Raw genomic sequence first — 26,066 nt, 5'->3', positions numbered from 1 at the left:
GATCCGCCTCGAAGCCGCGCTCCGAGTGCTGCGGGGGTAACCCGCCAGCCACGGGCACCATGGTCCGCTCAGACACCCGCCTGCTCCAGCACGTTCAGCTGCTGCGCCGCGCGGGCGGCAATGGCCGCGTGGTCGAGACCGGTCACCTCCAGCAACGGCCGGCAGGAGCAGTCGGCGGGCAGGTCGCCCGCCTCGCCGGTCTCCCCGAACCGCATCAGCGCGTCCACCACCCCATCAGCGCACGCCGAGCAGGCGTCGGGGAACACCGACTCGAAATCCGACCCCCTCAGATTCACGCACGCCACCCGCACCGCGAGCTGCCTATGGACCCGGCGGATCGCCTCCACCACCGTCCACAGGTTCGGCGGGGTGTACTGCCCGGCCTGCCACAGCTCCCACGCCACGGTGTTAGGCGATACCCGCGTCGGACACAGCGTCATCCCGCTCACGCCGAGCCCCGTCAGGTAGTCCACCGACTCCACGACGTCGGTCACCGCCTCGCCGTCGGTCAGGAACGGTGGCTTGACCATCAGGTAGATCTTCGGGTCCACTCCCAGGCCAGCCATCACCGCGAGCGCCCGCTCGAAGGACTTCTGGGTGATCCGGGTGTTAACCAGCGTCTCGCGCACCAGAACGTCCGCGGACTGCAGACCGATGCCGATCTCCAGCCGCACCTCGCCCAGCGCCTGGACGAACGGGCGCAGCACCGGCTCGGTGACAAACTGCGGCAGCGACTCCACCACCAGCCGCTTCACCCCGGCTGCCGCGACCAGGTGAGCGATCTCCACCTGGACGTCCCGGGGGATCTCCTTCGGCGCGAAGAAGCTGCCGTCGTTGTAGAGGGAGAGCACCTCGTACGACGGCTCATCCTCGGTCCGCGCCAGAGTAAGCCGAACCTGCTCCAGCAGGCTCTTCGCCGACCTGCCGCCCTCGATACCGTAGTTGTTCAGGTTGGTGAAGGGGCACATCGTGCACGTCGGCACCGAGCAACCGCCGGACATGACGATCACCTTCTTGCGACCGACCACCTCACCGTTCGGCAGTCGGATCTTGTCGAAGTCGACGAACCGCGGCTCGCCCGGCTTCGCCTGCAATCCGGACGTGCGCAGCCGCAGGGACAGATCACCGATCCGGCGCCGGAGGTCCCTCACGGGCATCGGAAGGTCGATCGCGTGCTCAGGCATGAAAAAGCCCCCATTTCACCAGTTGGTCAGCCAAACCTGCCCGCGGACCGGAGGCGCGGCGCAGCCGTCTGTGAGTCCAAAATCTGTTCCAGCAGTGCGCCTTGCCGTCGGCGAAGGGGAAGCGCATCTGACCTCTGGAAGCCAATATTTGGCGATGTGCTCCGGGCCCTAGTCGTTCGCGAGATGGAGCCGAGCCTGGCCCGCTGCTACGGTCGCACGCATGACTCTCCCCATGTCCTCTGCCCGTGCTGTTGACTTGCGGGTTGAGCCGGTTGACGACGTTCTGGACCGCGTTGAGCAGGCTCTCCAGGTTCGCCTGGAGCGGGACACGGTGCTGCGTAAGCGCCGTTCCGTCGGGGCGCGGACGGATCGTGATACCTGGGTCCGGATCGAACGGCGCCGACTCGACAGGATCGATGGCCAGGGCTGGAACGGCACCGAATGCGCGGCGACCCTGACAGCGATCGACAAGCCCACCTGGTGCGCTGGACTGGCCTGGCGGGATACATCGAGCGCGGCGATGTGGCGGGCCGACGAGACAAGCCTCCTGCCGGGAAACCCGGTCGGTACCAGCGTACTTGCAGCCGATCCGGATCTTCCTGAAATCTGGTGGCAAGCGCTGAACTCCTCACTGGACGCGTTGGCTGGGCAACACACGACGCGGATCGCCACCCCCGACACCGTGACCATCACCCAGGCTGTGGTCACCGAGACCATTCGCACCGCCTTTCCCAGCATCTTCGAGACGACCATCACGCAGTGGGCACCTGCCCACGCGGACCTGAACTGGGCGAATGTCACTGGCCCGCGATTCTGCTTGTTCGACTGGGAGGACTGGGGGAACGCGCCGCGAGGTCTGGACTCGGCGTCGTTGTGGGCCAATTCGCTTGCTGTCCCAGCGCTGGCTGACCGCGTACGCCGCGAGCGCCGCGACGAGTTGGAGAGCCGGGACGGCAGGCTGATGACGCTGTTCGCCTGCTCGAAGATCACCGGACCTGACGCCCATCCGGAAGATCCTCGGGTGCAGCCGGCCCGGCACATGGCCGCCCGGATCATGGAGGAACTTCAAGCGGGTTGACGGCTCGCCCGCTCACGCAAGAGATCCCGGTACTCGAGCATCACCTGCTCGTCCGCAGCGCAGTCCAAGGCATCAAGCAGCTCGCGAAGGTGCGCGGGATTGTCCGAGCCGACAGCCAACGTCCCGACCCGTGGGAGGTGGTAGGCGGCCCGGAACGCTGCCTGCGGACGAGACAGTGAACTCCCTTGGTCCCGGAGGAAGATGCGAGGATCGAGCTTGTCCCAGACGGGGTCTGTGGTGTCGCCCCCGAAGGGGCTCATGCCCCACATCGAATCGGCCAGCAAGCCCCAGCTGGCCGCGAGATCGTCGACGGCATCCAGAGTCCGGATTCCGACCAGCAGGCCGGCACGGACCATGAGCACAGTCGGCTTCGGCACCGTCGGGTCGATCAGGTTGGGAAGCGAGGACGGATTCCAGGACGAGATTCCCCAAGACCTGCACAGCCCCTGCGCAGTGGCGGCATTGAGGGCAGCGCATGCCTGGGCCAGCATGTCGCGGGCGTCTGGGGCTTCCCGTAGTGAGCGTTCCGGGTTGTGCAGAAAGACGAGGTCCGGAACTCGCTGAAGGTCCCGATTCGTCTGCTCCAGGGCGAGCCGTAGTCGACCGGGGTCGAGAGAGTGCTCTGCTCTGCCGGTCCCCGGGAAGAACCCGACCTTGGTCGACAGCGTGAAGTGCGGGAGGAGGTCGCCGCCGATCTCCGTCAGCCTCCTGTGCGCCCCGAATTCACGGTAGTTAAAGCTCGTGTCGATCGCCGTGATGCCCAGGTCCAGGGCGTTCGTCAGCAGCCGGCGTTCGTAACGAGACCGGTGTAACCCGAGAACAACTGGGGGGTGAGGCTCGCGCACAGTTCTTCCTCCGTCAGGATCTTCGCTACATCCTCAACTTCGTTGCCCACAAGGAGTGCTGCCTCGTCCAGTCTCACGGGCCGGCCGCTGAGAAGCATGCGCAGAGCGGGCAGGGCCTCGGCGGTGAAGGTGAGCTTCTTCCCGGCCCCGCGAACGTCGACCGTCTCGCCGTTCTCCTCGATCACGGGCGGGAAGTCGGTGATGCACACCGCAGCTTCCAGCGGGCCGAAGATATCCAGGAGCGGCACGTGCCTGGGTGCGATGGCCTCCTGTTCGCGGGCAGCCAGGAAGTCTGCCGAGCTCCGTGAGGCGACGATGCGTGTGGCAGTGGCGGCTAGTTCCCGCTGCTGGTTCTCTCGCTCTTCGGGGGTGCCCCAGCGGTCGAGATCACGGCGGAAGAGTTCGGTCTCGCGGGACCAGTCAGCCAGCCAGGACAGCCAGTTCACTCCAGTCCGCTTGGCAAAGCCGAGCGTCATGTGCATGCTTTGCCCCTGGCCGCAGCCGACGCGGGACGCCTGGTGCCAGTAGCCGCGCGGAATGTGCATGACGTCGCCGGTCTTCATCGCGCCGGCCCAGACGACCTCATCGCTGGGCGTGTTGTTCCGGTCGGCATCGCGGTACAGCGGAGCTTGGCGTGAGGCTCCCCGGACCTCCCAGTCCTTCTCGCCGGCCAATTGGATGATCAGCACATCGTGGTCATCCCAGTGCAGGTCGAAGCCGGCAGCGTCGTTGGTGGTCAGGTAGACATTGACCTGGACGTTCTCCCGGGACCACCACTGCATGGCCCGGCAAGCCACCTCCATCGTGGGGTCGAAGACGTTCGCCTGGTCCAAGACGATCGTCGCCCCCTCGCGCAGGAGGTTGCCCAGCCGCCGCATGTCCGCCATCGGAATGCTCTGGCCCCTGAGTGAGACCTGCGGGCTGAGGTAGGCCTTGGGGTGCAGCTCCTCGCCGCCGCGGAAGCAGCGGAACTGAGGGTTCGCCAGGCTGCGGCGCATCACCATGTCGAGAAGTCCCTGCGGGGTCAGCAGTCGCCCCACCAGCTCGATGTCGCTGAGGCTGCCCCGAGCGAACTGCTTCCCGAGAGGTCCGGGGCCATCCCAACCCAGAGCATCCTCAACGGCCCGTACCAGACGGTGCTTCACGGTCCTTCTCCTCCTTCGAGTTAGTAGCGCGAGAGGGGGGCGGAGGAGCCCGCCGAGTTGGCCTACGGGGTCCTCCGCCCCAGAGCGCTGGCCTGTTAGGCGGGGCTGTTCAGGCCATCGCCCTCGGGCCAGGGGCCGTCACCCGAACTGCCCGTCCCGGGGTCGGACCGGTCGCTGTCGTGCCGGTCGTGGACGCTTGCCAGCACCTCCACGGCGACCAGAAGGCCGCTCCTGGCCGGGGTCGGCGGGTTCTCGGGCACTGTTGTGCTCCTTCCACATCGGGTACTCCCGCCGGGGTTCCAGCGGGAAGTCTTGAGTGAGCGCGCGTCCAACTGCCGTCGGTCGGCTTGGTTCAGAACAGCTCTAGCCGGCCTGGTCCCTGGCGGAGATTCGGATCAGTAACCGTCGGCTGACGGTCCGTTGATGCTGGCGCTCGCCGCTGGGACGGCACGACCCCGTCTTGGGACATCCCGGAGACGTCCCGGGACGATCCAGTCTCAGGAGTGCGAACGCCTCTGACCTTCTGGAGCGACCGAGCGATCTCTCTGTGTGACCGCTCGTTCGGTCCTTTAGGATCCCGGGTGAGGAGATATCGCCGCCAGATCAGCGACGACTCACGTCCTTGGTCAGCCGATCATCCACGTATCGGCGGAGTGTCACTGGCCCTACTCTGCGCCCCGGCGCCTGGGGCACCTGCAGTCATTGCCGCCATGAATGACCGTCATGAGTGGCGGTTCCGCTATCGGATTCGGCAAGATCTGAGCCATGAAGATTCTGATCATTGGCGGGACGTGGTTCCTAGGCAGGGCGGTCGTACAGGACGCCCTCGACCGCGGCTGGGCGGTCACAACGTTCAACCGCGGCCGGTCCGGCCAGGATCTTCCTGATGTGGAGGCAATCCACGGTGATCGAACCGATCCAGTAGACCTGGGTCGCTTGGCGTCCCACGGGCCCTGGGACGCGGTCATCGACACCTCAGCGGGCGAGCAGCCGCCCCGGACCGTTCTGGCCGCCGCGCAGGCGTTGGAGCCTGTGGCCGAGCGGTACGTCTACATCTCGACGGCGTCGGTGTACGCCGGCTGGCCCGACCATCCTCTGAGCGTCGGGGACGAGCTCCTGGATGGGCCGCCGGACGCTGACGAGGACTACGGCCGCAACCCCCCGGGGTGGCTGGGCCCGAACCTTCACTACGGCCGGCAGAAGGCCGGAGCCGAGCGCGCCGTGCTCGCCGCCTTCAGCGAGCACCGAAGCTGGATCGTGAGGCCCGGGGTCATTCTCGGGCCGGGCGAGTACGTCGGCCGACTTCCCTGGTGGCTGAACCGAGCTGGGCGCGGCGGCCGGATCCTTGCACCCGGCAAGCCGACCAAGGGCATCCAACCGGTCGACGTGCGCGACGTGGCCAAGTTCGCCCTCGACCTCGCGAGCCGCCCCGGAGGCGGAGTGCACAATGCGACCGGCCCGATCGGTCGGGACACCATGGGCCGGCTCTTGCAGACATGTCTCGACGTCACTGCGAGCAGCGGGCAGCTCGAATGGGTTGGCGATGAAGTCCTGCTGGAGTACGGCGTGGAGCAGTGGACAGAGCTCCCGCTGTGGCGCACCCATGAAGGGGTGTGGCTGATCGACTCGGGGAGCGCCTACGAGGCCGGGTTGGTCTGCCGGCCCTTGGCCGAGACGGTCGCCGACACCTGGGCCTGGCTTCAATCGGGGCACCTGCCGGTGCCGCACCCGCGGGCCGCTGCGCACGGAATCGACCCTGTGAAGGAGGAGGTGATCCTGTCAGCAGTTTCGCCCAGACCGTGAGGTGAGGGCGCCCGCTCGGCTGCTCTACCTGACGAGCGCGCCCTCCAGCCCGACATCAGCCCCCGAGCGTGAGACGGTTCGCACCCGGGCCGAGCTGCTTGGGCGCGGATGCCCTGACGTACTCCTCCAGGTCCTCTCCGAGCGCTACCGCTGCGGCTGCCGTTCGAAGAGGCTCGGTCGTCAGCAGAGCGCGGACCTGGTGAACGCGCTCCACCAGCCCGGCGATCCGGCGGTCCGGTGGCAGCAGGGCGATCGGCGTGATCATCTCCCGCGCGCCCTCCAGGTCGCCGGCGATGAGCAGAGCCGCCGCGCGGTCCGTTCGGGCCTCGGCCTCGATCCGGGGAGTCCGTCTTCCCGGCGGGAGCGCGGCCTGCAGATCCAGCACACGAGCGGTGTGCTCCTCGGCGCCAACGCCATCGCGCAGGAGGAGGCACGTGGTTCCGTGGGATCGAGCGAGACGGGCGGCGTCGTGGTGGAACTCGCCGCCGATGCCGTCGTGGAGGTCGTCCCTCTCGTCGTTGCAGTCGTCGACGCTTGCGCGAATCGCTCGGGTCGCGCGGGCGGAGTCCCCGAGATGACCGTAGGCCCGTGCCTCGATTGCGAAGAGCCGGGCCCTGGCTGCCGCCCCGAGCCCTGGGTGCAACTGCGCCTGCCTGACGTGCTGCAGGGCCTCGGCAGGGCGGCCGTCCCAATAGGCAAGGATAGCCAGCGTCCCGTCGGCGAATGCCTTGAGCGGCCCGTAGCGGGCGGCTTCGCCGTAGGTCGCCGCCGAGCGAGCGAGCCGCGTCGCAGCGCCCAAGGAGCCGAGGTCGAAGGCCGACATCGCCAGCAGCGCTGACACCTGGCCGGCGATGATCAGCAGCTCTTGGCGCTGGGTGGGGATCTGCGTTCGGTCCAGCATGCTCGCTGCGCCTTCCCGCAGCACTTTGAGATCGCGGAACGCATCGAAGGGAGGCTTCTGGTCGTACGTGCGTGCCAGGGTGACGAGGTCGTCGCGGAGCTGGTCCAGCGACATGCCAGGCAGCGATTGGGACGCCAGGGAGAAGGCGTGGTCGGACGCGTCGCGTGACGTCATCGTGAGATCGCTTTCGAGGTCGTACACGGGTGGTGAGGTGAGACTGCCATCGGTCGCTGGAGCCAGCAGTGCGGCAACGGGGATCTGGAACATGTGCTCTAACACCTGAGCCGAGTGGCCGCTCGGCTTCTCGACCCGCCCAGCTGTCCAGCGGCGAAACGTCGGCTCCGAGACCGTGAGGCTGTCGAACGTCGAGTCCGCCAGCCGCCTCCCCAGTTGCTTAGCTGCAGCCGAGAACGCCCGCTCGAAGTCCGAGTAGCTCCAGTGGCGTTGTTCCGACACGAGAACCCACAGCAGCGTCCTGGTGGCTGTCATTCAGTGACCCCTTCCATTCGTTCGACGCGCTGGGATCCAGTGGCCTGTTCAGAAGAGCCAGTTCGACTCTTCACTGATACAGCCTCATATCAGTTCTGTGTAGCCGTTATCAGCCAAATGACATCGCAGTGATACCCGATGACCTTGACACTTCAGCAGACGATCGCCCCGCGAAGTGGTGGCGATACGGCGGGAAACAGGACAGTAGGTGGCCGACGCTCCGGGCGGCGTCGTCGGGCGCTGCACCAGGCCGGCCAGTCACGACGCCAAATCGTCCCGGGACGTCCCTCAACCGTCCGTCTCCGTAGTGACCCCGTCCATCGCCTGGCCGACAGCATTAACCCGATGTCGCAGGACGGTCCCAAGCTCTTCGCCGCTGCGGTTGCGTCCCACCAACCCCAAACGGCACCGGCAACCGAACGGTGTGCGGATGCTGGGGAGATCACACCGACAGACCACAAAGGGGGATCAGGTCATGCCATCTGCGCCAAGCGCTGGTGCCGATCAGCTCGTGCAGCACCCCGCCGGCCACGACGGCGACCTGCGGGCGGCGGTCGAGGAACTGCGGCACGGCCGGTGGTATTCAGCACGAGCACTTCTCGCCAACTCCTGGGGTGAACCCGGCCTGTGGGCGGCGCGCACCCAGGTGCTCGGTGCGATGGCCGGCCACAACAACGTCCTCCGTCACTGGGGTGACGAGGAGCCCGGCGCGTTCGGCCTGACCACGCTGCACACCCGCGTTGCCGTCGACCAGGCTCTGCTGGTCGGCCAACGGCAGCCGGACTCGCGGGACATGGCGCTCGAAAGCAGCGCCCGGCAGTGGTGCTGGCTGGCAGCTTCGATGCTCGGGGGCGATCCCGTGCCGTGGCTCGGACTGCTCACCCTCGCGCAGCTGGACACCGCACAGGAACGGCCCGAACACAAGGTTCCGGCTCCGGACAAGATGCTCCCGCCCGGTCCGTGGGGGCTGTTCGACCAGGCCCGCCGGACCGACCCGTGGGGTCGGGAAGCGTTCCACCGGATGCTCCGCTTCTGGCTGGCCCGTAATGAGGTTGGCCCGGCGACCGAGTTCCTGGCCACCTACCTGCCCAGCGCACCGGACGGTTCCGCCCTCCACGCCCTGCCGCTGTACCTGTACGTCGACCGCTACCGCCGCGCCGAGCGCAAGGAGGCGATCCAGCTGCAGTGGACGGACGACGAGACGGTCCGCGGCACGGTGCTGCGTGCCTTCGGGCACTGGCGGGCCGCGCTCGGGCGCGGCAGCCGGTGGCCGGTGGCGGACGAGAGCCACCTCGCCCACGCGCTCTGGGCGAGCCGCCAACGCCGGGAGGCTGCCGAGGTCTTCTCCGCGATGGCCCCGTTCATCTCCTTGCAGCCCTGGCAGAGCCTGGCGGACCGACCGGGTGACCTGCTGTGGCAGGCGATGGCCCAGTCCTACGCCGTCGCCAGCTGACCACCACCGACCAATCTTCTGCCCGGCGCCGCGCCGGGCCAGCACCCGACTTCTCCTGGAGGCTTCGCCATGTCCTGGCACCAGCGCACCGCGTCCGGCCCCGAGGACCAGCATCTTCGGTCGCTCGGTTACGAGCCCGAACTCGTCCGCCGGATGGGGTCGTTCGGCAACTTCGCCGTGTCGTTCTCGGTCATCTCGGTGCTCAGTGGCTGCATGACCCTGTTCGGGCTCGGGCTGGTGACCGGCGGCCCGGCGGTGATGATGTGGGGCTGGGTCGCCGTCGGCCTGGCCGTGCTGCTGGTCGGCGCGGCGCTCGCCGAGGTCACCAGCGCCTACCCCACCTCCGGCGGCCTGTACTACATGGCCCAGCGGCTCGGCGGTCCGCGGTGGGGCTGGACGACCGGCTGGTTGAACCTCCTCGGGTTGTTGGGCGGGATCGCCGGCATCGACTACGGCGCGGCCTCGTTCATCGCCGCGTTCGCCGGATTGCAGTGGGGGGTCGCCCCGACGCCGGGCCTGATCCTGACGATCTTCGCGGGCGTCCTGATACTGCACGCCCTGCTGAACGTCGTCGGGGTCCGCGTCGTGAGCCTGCTCAACAGCATCTCGGTGTGGTGGCACCTGCTCGGCGTCGCCCTGATCGTCAGCGTGCTCACCGTCGTCCCCTCCCACCACCAGTCCCTGTCCTGGGTGTTCACGCACTTCGAGAACGGCACCGGCTGGACGAGCCCCATCTACGTCTCGGCGATCGGCCTGCTGCTCGGCGGCTACACGTTCTGCGGCTATGACGCCTCCGCGCACCTGTCAGAGGAAACCAAGGACGCCAGGGTCGCCGCGCCGCGCGGCATCGTCCGCTCGATCTGGGTCTCCCTGCTGGCAGGCACGGTGCTGCTGGCCGGCCTGCTGTTCGCCGTCCAGGACTACACCGGCACGTCTGCCGCCGCCGTGCCGCCCGCACAGATCTTCCAGGACGCGGTCGGGACGACCGGCGCGAAGCTGCTGCTGCTCGTCGTGATCGGGGCCCAGCTGTTCTGCGGCAGCGCGGAGACCACTGCCGCGTCGCGCATGATCTACGCCTTCTCCCGGGATGGTGCACTGCCCGGCTCGGCGACGTGGCGCCGGGTCTCGGCCAACGGCGTGCCGGTGCCCGCGGTGTGGCTGGCGGTCTCGGTCGCCTTCGTCCTGGCCGTACCGTCGCTCTGGTCTCCGGTCGCCTACGGCGCGGTGACGGCCGTGAACGTCATCGGCATGACCCCCTCCTACATCATCCCCGTCTACCTGCGGCTGCGGCAGGGCGACAGGTTCGCCCCCGGGCCGTGGAACCTCGGCCGGTGGAGCAGGCCGATCGGGATCGCCGCCGTGGTGTGGGTGGTGATCCTGGCGGTGCTGGTGTGCCTGCCGCAGCGGGCCCCCGTGACCATCGAGACGTTCAACTACGCGCCCATCACCCTCGCGGCGGTTCTCGTGCTGGCGTGGGCGTGGTGGAAGCTGGCCGGCAACAAGTTCTCCGTGCCGGTGGTGGAGGACCCGCACCTGGCCCGGGTCGAGGCGCAGATCGTATGAAGGCGACGATGCGGGCCGCCCGTTCCCGCGCGGCCAAGACCCAGACGGCGGCACTCTCGCCAACCGGGCCGCTGGAGCAGCTGGTGTCCGCCTTCGGCCTCGACACGGTGCTGCTGGCGACGGTCGACGCGCAGGGCCGGCTCAAGGGCAAGGAGTACGACGCTGCCCAGCTGGTGGAGCGGCTGCGGTCGGGGGCGCTGTCCCCGGAGATGTGCGGGTACGTGCTCGGCACCGACCTGGGCATGACCCCGGCCCGGACTGGTCCGTTCTCCTGGCAGTCCGGGTTCGGTGATGTCGCTCTGCTGCCCGACCTGCAGCGGGCCCGGCTGTTGCCGTGGCTGCCGGGCACTGCGCTGGTGCTTGCCCAGCCGATCGCAGGCGGGTGGCCGCACCCGCTGGCGCCGGGCACGGTGCTGGCCGAGCAGCTGCACCGGCTCGCCGAGCTCGGTGTGGTGCCAGCGGTGGGGATCGAGACGGAGTTCGTACTCTACGAAGGCACCGCCCGGGACGCTGCGGCGGCCGACTGGCGGGGCCTTCGTCCCGCCGTCACGGACAACCGCGACTACGGCCTCGACCAGCCGCCCACGGTGCGGGAGTTCGGCCGCAGGCTCCGCCAGGTCCTGGCCACCGCCGGCCTGCCGGTCGAGGCCGTCAAGGGCGAAGGAGCCCCTGGTCAGATCGAGCTGACCTTCCCGTACGGGGAGGCGGTGGCGGCGTGCGAGCAGCACGTGCTGTTCAAGCACGCCGCCAGGACGGTCGCGGACGAGGCCGGTATGACCGCCTCGTTCATGGCGGCCCCGTCCACCGGGGTCGGCAGCGGCCTGCACCTGCACGTCTCGCTGGCCGACTTCGACGACCGGACGATGCTGGCCGCCGACCCGCAAGACGGGACCGAGCTGTCGGAGCGGGGCGGGCAGGCGGTGGCCGGACTGCTGGCCGTACTGCCCGAGGTCGCCCCGCTCTGGGCGCCGTACGTGAACAGCTACAAGCGGCTCAGCGACCACTCCTTCGCGCCGGCCCGCCTCACGTGGGGCCGGGACAACCGGACGTGCGCGGTGCGGGTGGTCGGCCACGGCCGCAGCCTGCGGCTGGAGGTGCGCCTGCCGGGTGCGGACGCCAACCCGCTGCTCGCCCTGGCGGCGGTGTTCGCCGGAATCCGGCACGGCGTCGAGGCCGGCCTCAAGCCCCCGGAGGCCGTCAGCGGCGACGCCTACGAGCAGCGCGAGGTGCCGCTGCTGCCGCAGTCGCTGGAGGAGGCAGTCGGCGCGTTCGAGGCCAGCACGTTGGCCGGTGAGCTGCTGGAGGAACGGGTGGTCGCGCACCTGGCACGGATCGCCCGCATGGACCTGGACCACCACTCCCGTGTGGTCACCGACGCCGAGGTCGAGCGCGGTCTCGCCCAGGCATGAGCCCCGGGCCGGTCGCGGGTCGAATCCCCCTCCCCGCGCCCGGTCCGGACCCAACCCCCGCACCCCGCTTCCCCGTTGGAGAACATCATGGACACCACCACCCGACCCGAGACCGTGGTCGGCACCGACCCGCGGCCGGCCGTGCCAGGCCTGCTGACGGCCGTGCACCTGGTCGACATCCTCGCCCCCGGCATGGAGGGCCTGGCCCGGTGGCTGGCCGAGGCCGGAGCCGACGTCACCGGCAGCATCCCCGAGGCCACCCAGACCAGCCCCGTCGTCGCCGCGCTCGAAGCGGCGGGCGTGCGGGTCCACGTCGGCTTCGACGCCGGGCACGTGCGCACCGACCGCACGGCGGTGGTCTGGTCGGGCGTCGTCGCCGGATCGCACCCCGAGCTGGACCGCGCCCAGGTGCTGCGGCTGCCGGTCATCGGCCGTGCCGTCGCGCTCAAGGCCCTCTCCGTTCAGGCCGGTGCCGGGGCGGTGGCCGTGGCGGGCAGCCGCAGCACCACGACCGCGGCAGCCGCCCTCGCGCACGTCCTCGACGACGGGCGGACGGGCTGGGTGCTGACCGCCCCGGCCCGCGACGGTGCCGCCGGGCACGCGGGGGACGGCGACCGGGTCGTCGTGGACCTGTGCCCGGACGCCGGCACCCACGAGGCCGCTCCGCCCGGTGCCTGGCAGCACCGCCCCGCCCCGCACTTCCTGACGACCGAGCCCAAGTTCGCCGCCGCGCTGATCCTCGCCACCAGTGCCAATGCCCCGCACTTCGAGGACAACATCGCCGGGCTCAACGCCGCCGAAAGGCTCGCCCGCAACGCGGCCGTGGTCGTCCTGCCGACCTGGGACACCAGCACGGCGAACCTGCGCGAACGCCTCGGCGACCGTCCCGTGCCCGATCAGCGGGTGGTCACCGTCGGCACCGACCCTGCCTCCACCGTCTGGATCATGACACCGCGCTGGACCGGCACGGACTTCCGCGTCGTCCTGCGCTACCAGAAGACGGACCACGCCTTCGTCCTCCCGGTGGCCGGACGCCACCACGCGCTGGCGGTGTGCGCGGCCATCGCCACCGCCCTGGTGCTCGGCGAGGACCCGCAGGCCGTCGCCGAGCGCGCCGCCTCTTTCCGCGGGGTTGAGCGCTCGCTCGCCCCAGTCGGCTCGCAGCGCGGTGTCGCGGTGGTGGACTCCCGGGCCCGGCATCCGCGCGAGGTCGCCCAGGACGTGGAGGCCGCCCGGATGCTCACCGATGGCTCGCTGTTGGTCGTCCTGGAGCCGGACGGCATCGCCCGCACCAGCGAGCACGCGGCCGAACTCGGTGCAGCGCTCAAGGGCGTGGACCACGCACTGCTGCTGCCGGTCAGCACCCCACTGGTCCACCACACGGTGCCCGACCCGCTGGACGCCGTCGAGCAGGCCGCCCGCCGCAAGCTCGGCGACGGCAAGGTCCAGCGTGCCCGCTCCGGCCCGTGCGAGCCCGGCCCCGAGCAGCTCATCGGTGAGCTGGCCGCCGAGGGCGACCTGGTCCTGGTCGTCGGCACCGGGCAGGCCGAGCGGCTTGGGGCCCGTCTGCTGTCTCATCTGGCGGCGCCGGGTGCGCCGATCCCACAGCACCTGTGAACCGTCCGAGCCGCTCTGTTGGAGAAACCGCTGTGCCCACCGAGCCCTTGCCCGCCCTCGCCGCCGCCGAGCGTCGGCTGATTGTCCTGGCCTCCGCCGGAGCCACCTTCGAGCAGATCGCCGCCGACCCCGAGACGCGGCTCCGCCTGGGCGACGTCCGCAGCGCGATCGAGGCGGTGCTCGTCACGAGCGGTACCCGCACCGTGCTCCAGCTCGCGGGCTGGGCCACCGCTCACCGGATCGTCACCGAGCCTGTGCACCCCAGCGGGGCACTGACCATCAAGCCCTCCCTCGCCCCGCGCCTGTCGCAGGTCCTTCGCGGCTGGGCGGGTGGTCGCAGCACCCCGGAGCTGACCGCGGATTTCGGCATCTCCTCGACGACGATGCGCAGTTACACCAAGACCCTCCTCAGCACGTTGAACGTCGACTCCGACACCCAGGCCGTCGTCGTCGGGGTGCTCGCCGAGCTGGTGCTGCTGAGCGACATCGACCCCGCGTGGCCGGCCGAACCGCTCGCCCGCACCGCCGGGACGAGGAGCGCGGCGCCGTGAGCGCCCGGCTGAGACCTGGGCGGACCACGCTCGCCGTGCTGTCCTTCCTGCTCGGCGTGATCGTCGGCGGCTGCGCTGTCTACCTGCTGGCGCACTTCTCAACCCTCGGTCAGCCGGTCTACCTCGGCATCTTCGCCGCAGCCGCCCTGACCACCCTCGGCGTCGCCGACCGCCTGGTCAACCACCGCACGCCGCCCCCGAACGACCCCGGCCGCGCCGGCACCCGCCGGTCCGACTGAGCAGCACGACCCGCACTACCCATGGCGGCCGTTCGGGCCAGGGCCGCACCCCTTCGACCACAGAGACCAGATGACCACACCACCCACCCACCACACCGTCGCCCTGGGGAGCGCCCCCGGCCGCCGCGACGGCGGACCGGAGCGACTGCGCTACATCGAGGCGCCGGAGCCGTTCGAGCCGGACGGCCTGCCGTCGGTGTTCCTCGCCGGGGCGACCGTCGGCTGCCCGGACTGGCAGTCCGAGACGGTCGACCTGCTGGAGGCCGCCGGCTTCGACGGCACCGTCCTCAACCCGCGCCCCTCCCGCGACCCCGCCACCGACCCCTACGCCGCGTGGGCCCCGTTCGGCTGGCAGGACACCAACATCCGCCGGACCAGCGTCGTCCTGTTCTGGAACCCGCTCGGCCACGTGCGCGTGCACGACTGCTACGAGGCCGACCTGTTCTCCCCGTACGGCGGGACGGTGGTCGTCGGCTGCGACCCGGCCGACCCCGTGCAGCAGGCCAACCGCGTCCTGCTGGCCAACCTCATGCCGTGGCTGCCCGTCGCCGACACGCTCGCCGACACCGTCGCCGCCGCCCTCGCCGCGCTCACCACCCGGCCCGCCGTCCGCGGCTGACCACCACTTCTCCCGCCCACGTCAGGACGACCATGCTCCGCGCCCCTGCCCCGTTCCAGATCGAGGACCTCGCCCTCCTCGGCAACACGCGCTCCGCCGCCCTGGTCCGCCCGGACGGCGCCATCAACTTCGCCTGCCTGCCCGACTTCGACTCCCCGGCCGTCTTCGCCTCGATGCTCGGCGACGACGAGCACGGCTTCTGGCGCATCGGCCCGGCCGTCTACGACGGCACGCCGCCGCCCGCCGACCGCCGCCAGTACCTGGGCGACACCATGGTCCTGCGCCAGGAGTGGGACACCGACACCGGCACCCTCGTCGTCACCGACTTCATGCCCGCCCCCGACGTCACCGACGACGCCGAACCGCAGATCATCCGGATCGTCGAGTGCGTCAGCGGCGTGGTGCGCGTCGCCTCCGTCTTCCGCCCCCGTACCGACTACGGCGCCACGCTGCCGACCATCCAGCGCTTCAACCACGGCACCCCGCGCCTGTCCGCGACCACCCACCCGCACACGTACTGGCTCGACGGCCCCTCCCACACCGTCAACCGCGAAGGGGTATGCCGGGCCGACCTCACCCTCCACGCCCACCAGAGCATCGCGCTCTCACTCACCTGGAAGCCCTCCAACAAGCACGCGCCCATCCCGCCGGACGCCTTCGCCGAGCTGGACGCGACCGTGGAGTACTGGGAGCAGTGGGCACGGGGGTGCACCTACCGGGGTCCGTACCGCGAGGCCGTGGTGCGCTCCGCCCTCACCATCAAGGCCATGTGCCACCCGGGCGGTGGCGTGATCGCCGCGCCCACCACCTCCCTGCCCGAGCAGCTCGGCGGCGAACGCCAGTGGGACTACCGGTTCGTGTGGCTGCGCGACAGCGCGCTGGCCATCGCCGCCCTGATCCGGCTCGGACAACTGGAGGAGGCCCGGCGCTGGCGGCGCTGGCTCATCGACACGGTCGCCCCTGAGCGCCTTCAGCCGATCTACCGCATCAACGGCGACACCGACCTGGACGAGGAGGTCTTGGGCCACCTGCCCGGGTACGAGGAGTCCCTGCCCGTGCGCATCGGCAACGGCGCCGCCGGCCAGCTCCAGCTCGACGTGTTCGGTGAACTCGCGGACACACTGCTGCTCGCCGAGGACGCGGGCCTGCCGCCCTCACCACAGGTCGACGCCCTGCTCCTGGCGCTCGTCTCCCAGGTGGAGCTGCGCTGGCGGGAGCCGGACGAGGGCATCTGGGAAATCCGCGGCGAAGCGCGCCACTTCACGCACTCCAAGGTCATGTGCTGGGTCGCCGTGGACCGGACCCTGCGAATGCTGGAGCGCCGCACCACCACCGATCCCACCGTACTGGTCCGCGTCGCCGAGCTGCGCGAGGAGATCCACCACGACGTGTGTACCCACGGCGTCGACGAGCGCGGCGTGTTCACCCAGTACTACGCCGGCCAGGCCCTCGACGCCTCCCTGCTGCTGATCCCCCAGGGCGGCTTCCTACCCGCCGACGACAAGCGCGTCATCGCCACGATCGAGGCCATCCAGCACGAACTCACCGAGCACGGCCTGGTGCTGCGCTACGCCACCCACGAGTCGTCCGGCGCCAACGTGGACGGCCTTGCCGGCCACGAGGGCGCCTTCCTGGCCTGCTCGTTCTGGCTCGCCGAGGGCCTCGCCGCCATCGGCCGCACCGCCGAAGCCCGTCAGCTGTTCGACCGGCTCCTCGGCCTGCGCAGCAACCTCGGCCTGCTCGCCGAGGAGTACGACCCCCTCGCTGGGCGCCAGCTCGGGAACTACCCGCAGGCGTTCTCGCACTGGAGCATGGTCGACGCCGCCGTCCGCCTCGCCCCCAGGCCCCGGTCCTGGCGGGCCGCACCGCCCCGCCGCCGCGTGGCCGTCGAGCAGGCGGCACCGGCCGCCGTGGTCGCGTAGTGGGCGGGGACGAGGTGCGCAACACCGTCGACAGCTCCTCGGTCGCCACTGCCGTCCAGGCCGGGACCATCACCGGCGGCGTGCACCTCGGCCCGGGCCCGACCCCGCTGCCGACACCGGTGCCGCGACAACTCGCCCCCGTCCCTGCCGTGTTCACCGACCGGGAGGAGGCCCTGCAGTCCCTGAACGCCGTCCTCGGCCGGGCCCCGGCGGACGAAACGGCGCCCGTCGTGGTGATCACCGGCCCGGACGGCGTCGGCAAACGCGCCCTCGCCACGAAGCTGGGCCACCAGATCGCAGACCGGTACCCGGACGGCCAGCTGGTGGCCCGGCTTCGCGCGCACTCCCCGGGCGGCCCCGCCACGGCCGCCGAGGTCGCGCGGTCACTGCTGCGCTCACTTGGCCTCGGCGGACACGCCCCGCTGCCCTGGGCCGAACACGAGCTGCTCGGCCTGTGGCGCAGCGAGACCGCCCGTCGGCGCGTACTGGTGGTGCTGGAGGACGCGGCCGACCCCGGGCAGGTGCTGCCGCTGATTCCAGCGGCTTCGGGCTGCCTGGTCGTGGTGACCAGCCGCGACCCGCTGCCGGCGCTGCTGGCCCACGGCGCCGTTCACCAGCGCCTCGAACCGCTGGCGGCCGAGCACGGCCTGCGGCTGCTGTCGCGGATCGTCGGCGAGGACCGTACCGGCCGCGACCCGGACGGGGCCGCGGCCCTCGTCGGGTTCCACGGCGGGATGCCGCTGGCCATCGGGCTTGCCGCCGCCGACCTCGTCCTCCAGCCGGACCTGCCACTGCGCGCCGGCCTACCCGCGCCCTCCCCATCAGGGGCAACCCGATCGGAAAATCCCGTGCGCGACGCCGTCGACACCGCCCTCGACCACCTGTCACTGCGGGAGGCCGGCTTCCTGCAGCGGCTCGCCCTGGTCCCGGCTCCCGATCTCGACCTCGCCTCCAGTGCCGCCGCGACCGGCACCACCCGCGACCAGGCCCGCGTGCTCCTCACCGAACTGGCCGCCCGGGGCTTGCTCGACACCGCCCACCGCGCCGCCGTCCGCGGCGACCTCTACACGCTCCGCCCGGCCGTCCGCAGCGCCGCCACCGGCGTCGGAGCACCGGCCAGGCTGGCCGCCGACGAAGCCTGCACCGGCTACCTCACCCACCTGCTCCAGGCCGCCCGCGCCTGCGCCCAGCTCCTCACCCCGCACCACCGCGCCCTGCCCCGCCCGCTGCTGGGGCCCCCAGTCGAGCCGGTCCGCTTCACCAACCGGCACGAGGCCCTCGCCTGGCTGGAGGCCATCGCCCCCGCCGTCGGCTCCGCCATGATCACCGCTGTCTCCTGCGACGACCCGGCGGTTGCCTGCGCGCTCGCCTCCGACCTGTGGCCCCTCTTCCACTACCACCGCGACGTCCCGATGTGGATCATCGTGTACGAGGCCGGACTGCGTGCCGCACTCCGCTGGGGCGACCCGATGGCGATCCGCGAGATGTCCTCCACCCTCGCCCTCGGCCTGGTCGCCGCCGGACGCCACACGGAGGCCGCCACCCACTACTCACGGGCTGCCGCGCTGGCCCACGTTGCGGGCGACCTCGCCGGCGTCGCCCAGTACACCTCTGGCATCGGGGCAGCCCTCCACGATGCCGGACTGTACGACCAGGCCCAGTCGTTCCTCGGAGAAGCCTTAAGCCTCTACAGCGACCTCGACGACCGCCGGGGCGCGGGACTCGCCGGGATGCTCCTCGCCTCCGCAGCCGCTCGCCAAGGCCACGTCGACTTCGCCCTCCCGATTCTGCGCATGGCCCGTACCGATCTCACCAGCCTCCAGCCACCGGACCCGCTCAACGCCGCGAGGGCACTGGCCTACCTCGGCGAGGGCTACTCCCTCGCCGACCAGCACGATCTCGCCGCCGCCACGCTCGTCCAGGCCCGGCGCGAGTTCGCCGACCTCGGCCACCGCCACTGGATCGCCCGCACCACCGAGTTCCTCGGGCAGGCCGCCGAACGCTCCGGACAGTCGGATGTCGCCCTCGGCTGGTACACCGCAAGCCTCAACCAGTACACGGGGCTAGGCAGCGGCCGGGACACAGCACGCCTGACCACACTCCTGGCTCACCTCGGCCCTGGCACGCCCTGGCAGCCCTGACAGACCGGCATCCCTGCATTACGCCCACCTGTCCCTGACAATCCGGTACCGCGGAGAGACCTGATGATGACCTTCGACACCGCCAGCGAGGTCCGTCGGCGGCATGCCCTGGTGCGCTCCGGCCCGGTGGCCGGCTCGCGATCCGGTGCTGTGGTGTGGCGGGTACGCAGCGACAGGAGCACCACATCTCGAGGTTGCTTCGTGTCAGGCTGCTATGTCCGCCCTCAGCCGGTCGAGGGTGCCCTGTGCCTGTTCGCGGATGTCGGGAAGCCCGCTGCTGGCGCGGATGACGCGCTGGACCTGGTGTGGCAGGCGGTGCAGTTCGGCACCTTGCAGGGCCGCGCGCATCTGTTCCCCGGCCGCGTCCCGGTCGCCGCGGCGCAGCAGGATCTGGGCTGCGGTGATCGCGGAGATGATGCGCCATTGCGGGCTGGTCTGGAAGCCGGGTGCGGGTGCGCGTTCGAGGAGTTCGACGGCGCCGGGAACGCGGCCGGTGGCGGCGAGGCCGCGCAGCTGCACCTCGTGAAGGGTGAACTCGGAGAACAGCGGGGTGACGCTGGCGGTGTCGAGCAGGCGTCGGCTCTCGGCGACGGCGTCGTCGAACACGGTCGTGGCGCCGGCTGTTCCGGCGGCGCGGGCGAGGAGGATGACGGCCGCGGCTCGGTCGTCGGGGGTGCGGGCGAGGTCGCGGGCGCGGCCGAGACGTTCCAGGGCGGCGTGGTGAAGGCCGGCCTTGCGCAGTTCGTTGCCGTGGTGGCGCAGGGCGTGGGCGTGCAGGGCCCGGTCGTCGAGGCGGCGGGCGATGGCGACGCTGCCGGTCCAGCGCGCTGCGGTGGCGAGGCGTTCTTCGGGCAGGACGTGGCCGAGCGCGACACCGAGTCCGGTGCGGGCGCGGGCGAGCAGGCGCAGGACGTCGGTGTCGGTGTGGCCGTCGGCGGCGCGGGCTTCGAGGCGGGCGACGAGGGGCCAGAGTTCGTCGACGGCGGCGGCGGCCTGTCCGGCTTGGCGAGCGATCTCGGCCAGGCGCAGGACGCTCTCACCGAACTGGATCATGGCGTGGTGGTCTCCGTCGGCGTCGTCGGTGATGCCGAAGACGTGGGGTGGCAGGCCGAGGCTCTGGGCGATGTGCCGCAGCGCGCCGATGTCGGTGATGGTGCGGTTTCCGTTCTCCACACGGGAGATGTAGCTGGTGGAGTAGCCGAGGAGGGTGCCGAGTTCCTCCTGCGGGAGCTGGTTGAGCTGCCGGTAGAAGGTGAGGATCTCGGGCAGGCTGCGGCGGCGCAGGATGTCCTGGGCCCGTGGGGTCGTCCAGTGCCAGCGGATGCCGCCGTGCTGGTCGCGGCGTGTCACCGGTCAGGCCCGGCCCTGCAGTTCGTACCAGCGGGCGACGGAGTCCTTGTAGCCCTGGGGCATGACCAGGTGGGGCACCTCGTCGCGGTGGAAGAGCGCGGCTTCCTTGTGCTCGTGGCTGACGACCGGCAGCCGGTGTGCATCGGCGGCGGTGCAGCCGTAGGTGACGATGAAGACCTTCCGGCCGGGGACCGGCTCGTACATCCACACGTCCAGCAATGGGCCGGCGGTGGCAGTCCAGCCACTCTCCTCACGGATCTCGGTCTCCACCCGCTGCTCCGGTGTCTCGGGGCCTTCCAGCTTTCCGCCGGGCAGCTCCCACTCGGCCCGTTCGTTCTTCAGCAGCAGCACTCGCCCGTGCGGGTCGAGGACCACGCCCTTGATCGAGATCGGGAAGGCCGGCGGCACATAGGGCTGTTCAGTCATCTCTACTTCCACGGCGCACGGACGGGCACGGGCCTGTCGAACGTAGCAGCCGGCCGCCGCCGAACGCTCTTACGGCTCAGTGATCGATCTTTGACAATTTGTCACTTCACTCGGGGCGGGTGCGCCCGCCACAGTGTGTCCTCTCCCATCCGCCCGTTCTCACGAGGGGGATCCTCCATGCCGTCTTCCGGTACCGCACTGCCTGCCACGGACGAAGAGTTCACCCTCGGCGCGCTGGGTGGTGACGGGTTGGAACGGGCCGCGGCCGTGCTGCGCGAGCGCGGCCTGGTGCGGCTCTCCCGCCTCGGCGGTCGCAGCAATGTGCTCGACACGGCGGCCCTGCTGATGTCCGCGCGGTGGCGGCACCGCGACGCCGATCCGGACGGATTGACCGTCATTCGCGACACTGGCCGGCACGAGGGCCGGACGGGCTTCGCCGGCCTCGGACGCGGCGACCTCGCGCTGCACACCGAGTGTGCTCAGCTGCCCCAACCGCCGCGGCTGATGCTGCTGGCCTGTGCGCGGGCGGCCGACGAGGGCGGCGAGAGCCTGCTGGTGGACGGCCGGGCTGTCCTCGCCGAACTGGCCGCCTCCCGCCCGACCGCGCTGGAGGCCCTCTCGGCGCCGCGGGCCGCGTACTTCGGCGGATCGGACGGCCGCTTCGCCCCCGTCCTGGAGCGCCTGCCCGACGGGCGATGGCGTCTTCGGCTACGCCAGGACGAGCTGGCCCGGTTCTCGCCCGAGGCCGAGGCCCACCTGCCCGCGTTGCGCCGAGCCGTCGAGCGCCACACCACCCGCCTGCGCCTGGCCTGCGGGCAGGGCGTCGTGCTGGACAACCACCGCATCCTGCACGGCCGCACCCGCTTCACCGGGGAGCGGCTGCTACTGCGGGCACTCGGACAGCCCCACCCCTTTCTTGGCCTGGCCGCCGGATTCCCGGCCCCATGGCCCGCACCCGGTTCGGCCGACACCGCACCCCCGGTGGACTGCGGCTGACGGCGACAGCATCCGGGCTGCCATTCGCTCACAAGTCTTCCGGGCGGGCCCTACGGCCCGTCCCGGACTCACCGACTCCTGGTGATGCGAGGCGCATCCCGCGCCCCGACGCCAGGTCCCGCAAGGGAAATCCCAACAGGAGGAACACATGGCCCAGACGATCACGGCTGAGACCAAGGCGACTGTCGCCGTCGGCGACGAGTTCGACCTCGACGTCCGCACCGTCGAGACCGCCGACGCGGCCAGCCTGCAGGTCCTGACCGACGACGGCTGCGGCGCCACCTGCGGCGCCTGCACCACCGGCGTGCACTGACCCGCCCGGCCGGTGCCCCGGGGGAAGCACACCCCCGGGGCACCGGCCGCCACCCTGTCCCGATCCGCCCCGACCCCGAGGTCCGCCACCCATGCGCCCAACCGCTTCCACGGCTTCCTACCGCGCCGCCGGCGTGGCTCTCGTGCGTGCCGTCGCGCACTCCGCCCCTGCGGTGCCCGCCTGGCCGGGCCTCGACGAGGCGGGCCAGGCCGACCGTCAGCTGCAGTGGCTGCGCGAGGTGTGGGCCGACCCGAGCCTCGCCGAGGCCCTCGAACAGGCCAGCCCTGTCCTCGCCCAGCAGGTCCGGAAGCTCACCGCAGCAGCCAGCCCCGAGCCCCGCAAGGTGCGGCACACGGCACTCTCCACCGCTCGTTACGTGCTGCGAGCCTCGGGCCGCGCCACCCCGTTCGGCTACTTCGCCGGCGTGCAGGGCGCTTCCTTCGCCCCAGTGTCCGCCCTGCGCTGGGGGCGCGGACACCGCGCCACCCGTACAGTCGCGGCGGCCCGGCTCGACGAGGCGATCAAGCAGTTGGAGCGCCTCCCGGGCCTGCTGGACCTCCTCGACGTGGTCGCGAACAACACCGTCCAGGTGCGCGGCGAGCGCCTCGTCGTTCCGCACCGCCCGCTCGCCCGACCCGGCCTCGGCACGGCTGCCGCAGAGACGACCCTGCGCCGCACCCGCCCCGTCGCACTCGCTGTGGCGACCGGCCGCGACCCGGTCCGCTTCCGCGACCTCGCCGAGAAGGTCCGCGCCGAGTTCCCCGCCGCGACCGCCGAGCAGGTCACGAACGTCCTGACCGAGCTGGTCGCCCACCGCGCGCTGATCACCAGCCTGCACGCGCCGACCACCGACCCCGACCCCGTCACTCACCTGCACACCACCGTGCAGGGCGCGGGCGCGGGTGACCTGCCGGGCGTCGCCGAGATCCTGGACAACCTGCGCACCGCCGGCACCGACCCCGCGGGGGCGGCCGTCGACCTGCGACTGGACGCCGACATCGTCCTCCCGCAGGCTGTGGCGGACGAGGCCGCCCGCGCCGCCCTCCTCCTGACCCGGCTCAGCCCGGCCCCCAAGGGAACAGCAGCGTGGCGGGCTTACCATCAGCGCTTCTACGAGCGGTACGGCCGGGGCACGCTGGTGCCGCTGCTCGACGTGGTGGCGGACAGCGGGATCGGCTGGCCCGACGGCTACCCGGGTGCCCGGCCCGCCGACCGCCCGCGGTTCGACGAACGCGACGAGCTGCTCGCCGCCCTCGCCCAGCGCGCGGCGCTCGATGGCGAGCGTGAGGTCGTCCTGGACGAAGCCCTGCTCGCCTCGCTCGACATCGCCGGGGACGAGCCGCGGCTGCGCCCGCACCTGGAGATCATCGCCCGCATCCACGCCCGCACACGGGAGGAACTCGACCGTGGCGCCTTCCGCCTGGAGGCCGTCACGGCGTCCCGCGCGGCCGGTGTCTCGGTCGGCCGCTTCCTCCACCTCCTCGAACCCGCACACCGGGCCGCGTTCACCAACCTGATGACCAGCTTGCCGACGATGGACGAGCACGCCGTCACTGCGCAGCTCTCGTACCCTCCGCTGGACGGGGCGAGTGGGCACGTCGCCCGCAGCATCGCCACCGGCCAGCTGGTGATCGCCCTCGCCGAGCACCGCCCGTCCGCCGACGGCGCTCTCGGTCCCGAGGACCTGACGGTGGGCTGCGACGGGCGGCGCATGTACCTGGCCGCGCCGGCGCTCGGGGTACGAATTGAGGCCGCCGCCACCCACGCCCTGAACCTGCGCACCCACACCCCGCCCCTGGCCCGGCTGATCACCGAGCTCTCCCGCGCACACACCGCGCAGGTCACCCGCTTCTCCTGGGGCGCCCTCGGCGCGCTGCCGTTCCTTCCCCGGCTTCGGCACGGCCGCGTCATCGTCTCAGCCACCTCCTGGCGCCTGAACCGATCCGAACCCCCCGCCACGACCGCCGGGTTCACCGAGTGGGACGAGATGCTCTCGGCGTGGGTGGTGCGGCGCCGCGTCGCCCGGCACGTCACGCTGGCCGCCGACAGCCAGGGCCTGCCCCTGGACCTCGACCACCCCGGTCACCGCGTCCTGCTGCGCGAGCACCTTCGCTCCGCCCCGCACGCCGTCCTCGTCGAGGCCCCCGAGCCGGCCGACCTCGGCTGGGCCGACGGCCGGGCCCACGAGATCGCCATTCCCGTCACGGCCACCCTGGCCCCGGCCTGGCCACGCCTGCCCAAGCCCACACCGGCCAGGATCCTCCGCCGCGGCCACGGCGACGCCCCCGCCACCTCCCCGGTGCTCCTCGCCTCCCTCTACGGCGACCTGGAACGCCAGGACACCGTCCTCGCCCGCCACCTGCCCGACCTGCTGGAACGCCTCGGCAACCCGAGGTGGTGGTTCGTCCGCTTCCGCGACCCACGCCAGCACCTGCGGCTGCGCATAGCACTGCCCACCCCGAACGCCTTCGGCCCCGCCGCCGCTGCCATCAGCACCTGGAGCACCGAACTCCACCACGCCGGGCTGCTGTCCGAGGTCGTGTACCCGACCTCCTACGCGGAGACCGGCCGGTGGGGCGAAGGCCCCGCCTGGGCCGCCGCCGAGAAGGTCTTCCGCGCCGACTCCGCCTCCGCCCTCGCCCAACTGACCCAGATCGCGCTCCCCGGACGCGAGGCCCTGCTGGCCGCCCACGCGGTCGCCATCGCGGCCGGCTTCACCGGATCGGCAACTGCGGGACTGCGCTGGCTGATCGCCAATGTCCCCGCCAAGCCCCCGGCACCCGTCGCCCGGCCGGTGTTCGCCGAGGCGGTCCGCCTCGCGGATCCGGCCGGCGACTGGGCCGTGCTACGCGCCGAGCCTGGAGGCGCCGCGGTCGTCGACGCCTGGGCCGCACGCGATGACGCACTGGACGCCTACCGCCGTCTCTTCCCCGGGCCGTATACCCAAGGTGTGGCGGCGGACGACGTGCTCGGCTCCCTGCTGCACTGCAGCTTCGTCCGGGCGCATCGCATCGACTTCGACAACGAGGCCCAAGTCCTGTACCTGGCCCGCGCCGCCGCCCTCGCTCGCCTCTCCCGGGACGGTGACCTGTGAACGCCCCGCACCCCGCCCTTCGGCTGTCCGACCGGATCGCCGAACTGCTCACCGACCCGGCAGCTGCACCCGTCGCCTGGTCGTCACGCCCGCAGTGGCGCCAGTCCCTCGCCCACGGCGCCCCAGGCATCGCCCTGCTCCACATCGAGCGCGCTGCCACCGGGCTGGGCCCGTGGGAACCGGTGCGTGCCTGGCTGTCGATCGCGGCCGGCCCTGCGGTCACCAGCGGGACGGACAGCTACCTCTACTACGGTGCCCCGGCGCTCGCCCACGCCCTCACCTGCGCCGCCCAAGCCCGCCCCGGCACCTATCAGCGTGCACTCGACCACCTCGACCAGGTCGTGGCCGCCGACGCGTTGCGCCGCTGCGATCAGGCCGAGGCCCGGACCGCACGGGGCGACCTGCCAGCACTCGCCGAGTTCGACACGATTCGGGGGCTTACCGGCATCGGCTCGGTCCTCCTGCGCCGGGCCCCCGACGGGGAGCCGATCCGGCGGATCCTGACCTGCCTGGTCCGCCTGACCGAGGACGTCAAGCACGACGGGGAGGTCCTGCCCGGATGGTGGACCCTCGCCGGTCCCTCCGGCGAGCGGGACGAGCGGTTCCCCGGCGGGCACGCCAACAACGGCCTCGCGCACGGGATCGCCGGGCCGCTCGCGCTCCTCGCCCTCGCGCTTCGGCGTGGCGTCGAGGTCGACGGCCAGCGCGAGGCGCTCCGCACCGTCCTGGCCTGGCTGGAGCGCTGGCGCGACGGCCACGCCTGGCCGTACTGGATCACCCCCGCGCACCTGACCGGCCCGGACCGCAGACCGCTCGCGCCGCAGCGGCCGAGCTGGTGCTACGGCACCGCCGGCATCGCCCGCGCCCAGCAGCTCGCCGCCGCCGCCCTCACCGACCCGCACCTGCGAAACGACGCCGAGAGCGCGCT

Annotated in this window: 22 protein-coding genes; 15 read left to right on the top strand and 7 right to left on the bottom strand. The window is 71.5% G+C overall.

Features of this window, described 5'->3' with window-relative positions:
* Positions 1-68: 68 nt before the first annotated feature.
* Positions 69-1,184 (bottom strand): hypothetical protein, encoded by a 1,116-nt coding sequence (locus AA75_RS42185; RefSeq protein ID WP_033825809.1) that lies wholly within the window; start codon positions 1,182-1,184, stop codon positions 69-71.
* A gap of 220 nt (positions 1,185-1,404) precedes the next feature.
* On the opposite strand from AA75_RS42185, the gene AA75_RS42180 reads away from it, so the two are divergent.
* Positions 1,405-2,262 carry a hypothetical protein gene (locus AA75_RS42180; protein WP_033825808.1) on the top strand — a complete coding sequence of 286 codons (858 nt, stop codon included), beginning with the start codon at positions 1,405-1,407 and terminating at the stop codon, positions 2,260-2,262.
* On the opposite strand, the gene AA75_RS42175 is transcribed toward AA75_RS42180, so the two are convergent.
* The 3 genes from AA75_RS42175 to AA75_RS51305 all read right to left on the bottom strand — a co-directional run bounded on the left by AA75_RS42175 (position 2,250) and on the right by AA75_RS51305 (position 4,512).
* Positions 2,250-3,107, bottom strand: coding sequence for an aldo/keto reductase (locus AA75_RS42175; RefSeq protein ID WP_033825807.1), 858 nt, complete (start codon positions 3,105-3,107; stop codon positions 2,250-2,252). The two genes, AA75_RS42180 and AA75_RS42175, sit on opposite strands and share 13 nt — an antisense overlap.
* A complete protein-coding gene (locus AA75_RS42170; protein ID WP_033825806.1) occupies positions 3,041-4,252 on the bottom strand; it encodes a cupin domain-containing protein in 1,212 nt (403 codons plus the stop codon). The genes AA75_RS42175 and AA75_RS42170 overlap by 67 nt, the downstream gene beginning before the upstream one ends.
* A 95-nt stretch (positions 4,253-4,347) precedes the next feature.
* A complete protein-coding gene (locus AA75_RS51305) occupies positions 4,348-4,512 on the bottom strand; it encodes a hypothetical protein (RefSeq protein WP_199520558.1) in 165 nt (54 codons plus the stop codon).
* 505 nt (positions 4,513-5,017) lie between these two features.
* On the opposite strand from AA75_RS51305, the gene AA75_RS42165 reads away from it, so the two are divergent.
* Complete coding sequence (locus AA75_RS42165; protein ID WP_033825805.1) at positions 5,018-6,055, top strand: NAD-dependent epimerase/dehydratase family protein; 1,038 nt, start codon at positions 5,018-5,020, stop codon at positions 6,053-6,055.
* A gap of 55 nt (positions 6,056-6,110) precedes the next feature.
* On the opposite strand, the gene AA75_RS42160 is transcribed toward AA75_RS42165, so the two are convergent.
* Entirely contained in the window at positions 6,111-7,445 is a 1,335-nt protein-coding gene (locus AA75_RS42160) for a hypothetical protein (RefSeq protein WP_033825804.1), read from the bottom strand.
* Between the two features lie 511 nt (positions 7,446-7,956).
* Here AA75_RS42160 and AA75_RS42155 point away from each other — a divergent pair.
* The 9 genes from AA75_RS42155 (at position 7,957) to AA75_RS42115 (ending at position 18,959) form a co-directional block, all read left to right on the top strand.
* Positions 7,957-8,898, top strand: a complete 942-nt coding sequence (locus AA75_RS42155) for a hypothetical protein (RefSeq protein WP_051740774.1) — start codon at positions 7,957-7,959, stop codon at positions 8,896-8,898.
* Between the two features lie 69 nt (positions 8,899-8,967).
* Positions 8,968-10,461 carry an amino acid permease gene (locus AA75_RS42150; protein ID WP_051814357.1) on the top strand — a complete coding sequence of 498 codons (1,494 nt, stop codon included), beginning with the start codon at positions 8,968-8,970 and terminating at the stop codon, positions 10,459-10,461.
* A complete protein-coding gene (locus AA75_RS42145; RefSeq protein WP_051740770.1) occupies positions 10,458-11,870 on the top strand; it encodes a glutamine synthetase family protein in 1,413 nt (470 codons plus the stop codon). The genes AA75_RS42150 and AA75_RS42145 overlap by 4 nt, the downstream gene beginning before the upstream one ends.
* Before the next feature lie 87 nt (positions 11,871-11,957).
* Positions 11,958-13,487, top strand: coding sequence for a Mur ligase domain-containing protein (locus AA75_RS42140; protein WP_033825802.1), 1,530 nt, complete (start codon positions 11,958-11,960; stop codon positions 13,485-13,487).
* 32 nt (positions 13,488-13,519) lie between these two features.
* Complete coding sequence (locus AA75_RS42135; RefSeq protein ID WP_033825801.1) at positions 13,520-14,038, top strand: LuxR C-terminal-related transcriptional regulator; 519 nt, start codon at positions 13,520-13,522, stop codon at positions 14,036-14,038.
* Positions 14,035-14,277: a hypothetical protein gene (locus tag AA75_RS42130; RefSeq protein WP_033825800.1), complete on the top strand. Its 243-nt coding sequence runs from the start codon at positions 14,035-14,037 to the stop codon at positions 14,275-14,277. The genes AA75_RS42135 and AA75_RS42130 overlap by 4 nt, the downstream gene beginning before the upstream one ends.
* A 70-nt stretch (positions 14,278-14,347) precedes the next feature.
* Positions 14,348-14,896, top strand: a complete 549-nt coding sequence (locus AA75_RS42125) for a hypothetical protein (RefSeq protein ID WP_033825799.1) — start codon at positions 14,348-14,350, stop codon at positions 14,894-14,896.
* Positions 14,897-14,928: 32 nt separating this feature from the next.
* Positions 14,929-16,818 (top strand): glycoside hydrolase family 15 protein, encoded by a 1,890-nt coding sequence (locus AA75_RS42120; protein ID WP_063794552.1) that lies wholly within the window; start codon positions 14,929-14,931, stop codon positions 16,816-16,818.
* A gap of 14 nt (positions 16,819-16,832) precedes the next feature.
* Positions 16,833-18,959, top strand: a complete 2,127-nt coding sequence (locus tag AA75_RS42115; RefSeq protein ID WP_158515664.1) for a tetratricopeptide repeat protein — start codon at positions 16,833-16,835, stop codon at positions 18,957-18,959.
* A 204-nt stretch (positions 18,960-19,163) separates the two neighbouring features.
* Here AA75_RS42115 and AA75_RS42110 read toward each other — a convergent pair whose 3' ends face one another.
* Together AA75_RS42110 and AA75_RS42105 are read right to left on the bottom strand one after the other, a co-directional pair.
* On the bottom strand, positions 19,164-20,309 hold the full coding sequence (locus AA75_RS42110; protein ID WP_149030344.1) for a helix-turn-helix domain-containing protein: 1,146 nt from the start codon (positions 20,307-20,309) through the stop codon (positions 19,164-19,166).
* Positions 20,310-20,312: 3 nt separating this feature from the next.
* Positions 20,313-20,735, bottom strand: a complete 423-nt coding sequence (locus tag AA75_RS42105; protein ID WP_033825797.1) for an NUDIX domain-containing protein — start codon at positions 20,733-20,735, stop codon at positions 20,313-20,315.
* A gap of 177 nt (positions 20,736-20,912) precedes the next feature.
* Between AA75_RS42105 and AA75_RS42100 the strand changes: the two genes are divergently transcribed.
* The 4 genes from AA75_RS42100 to AA75_RS42090 all read left to right on the top strand — a co-directional run.
* Entirely contained in the window at positions 20,913-21,731 is an 819-nt protein-coding gene (locus AA75_RS42100) for a TauD/TfdA family dioxygenase (protein WP_051740768.1), read from the top strand.
* A 148-nt stretch (positions 21,732-21,879) separates the two neighbouring features.
* A complete protein-coding gene (locus AA75_RS46775) occupies positions 21,880-22,044 on the top strand; it encodes an FxLD family lanthipeptide (protein ID WP_082527239.1) in 165 nt (54 codons plus the stop codon).
* 133 nt (positions 22,045-22,177) lie between these two features.
* Positions 22,178-25,138, top strand: coding sequence for a lantibiotic dehydratase (locus AA75_RS42095; RefSeq protein ID WP_233289440.1), 2,961 nt, complete (start codon positions 22,178-22,180; stop codon positions 25,136-25,138).
* On the top strand, positions 25,135-26,066 hold a 932-nt coding region (locus tag AA75_RS42090; protein WP_033825796.1), incomplete at its 3' end, for a lanthionine synthetase C family protein. The genes AA75_RS42095 and AA75_RS42090, both read left to right, overlap by 4 nt.

This window comes from Kitasatospora sp. MBT63 (genome assembly GCF_000710465.2).
In the GTDB taxonomy this organism is placed as follows: Bacteria; Actinomycetota; Actinomycetes; order Streptomycetales; family Streptomycetaceae; genus Kitasatospora.
The sequence above is the reverse complement of the archived record's forward strand: the minus strand, read 5'-3'. Positions and strand labels throughout refer to the sequence as shown.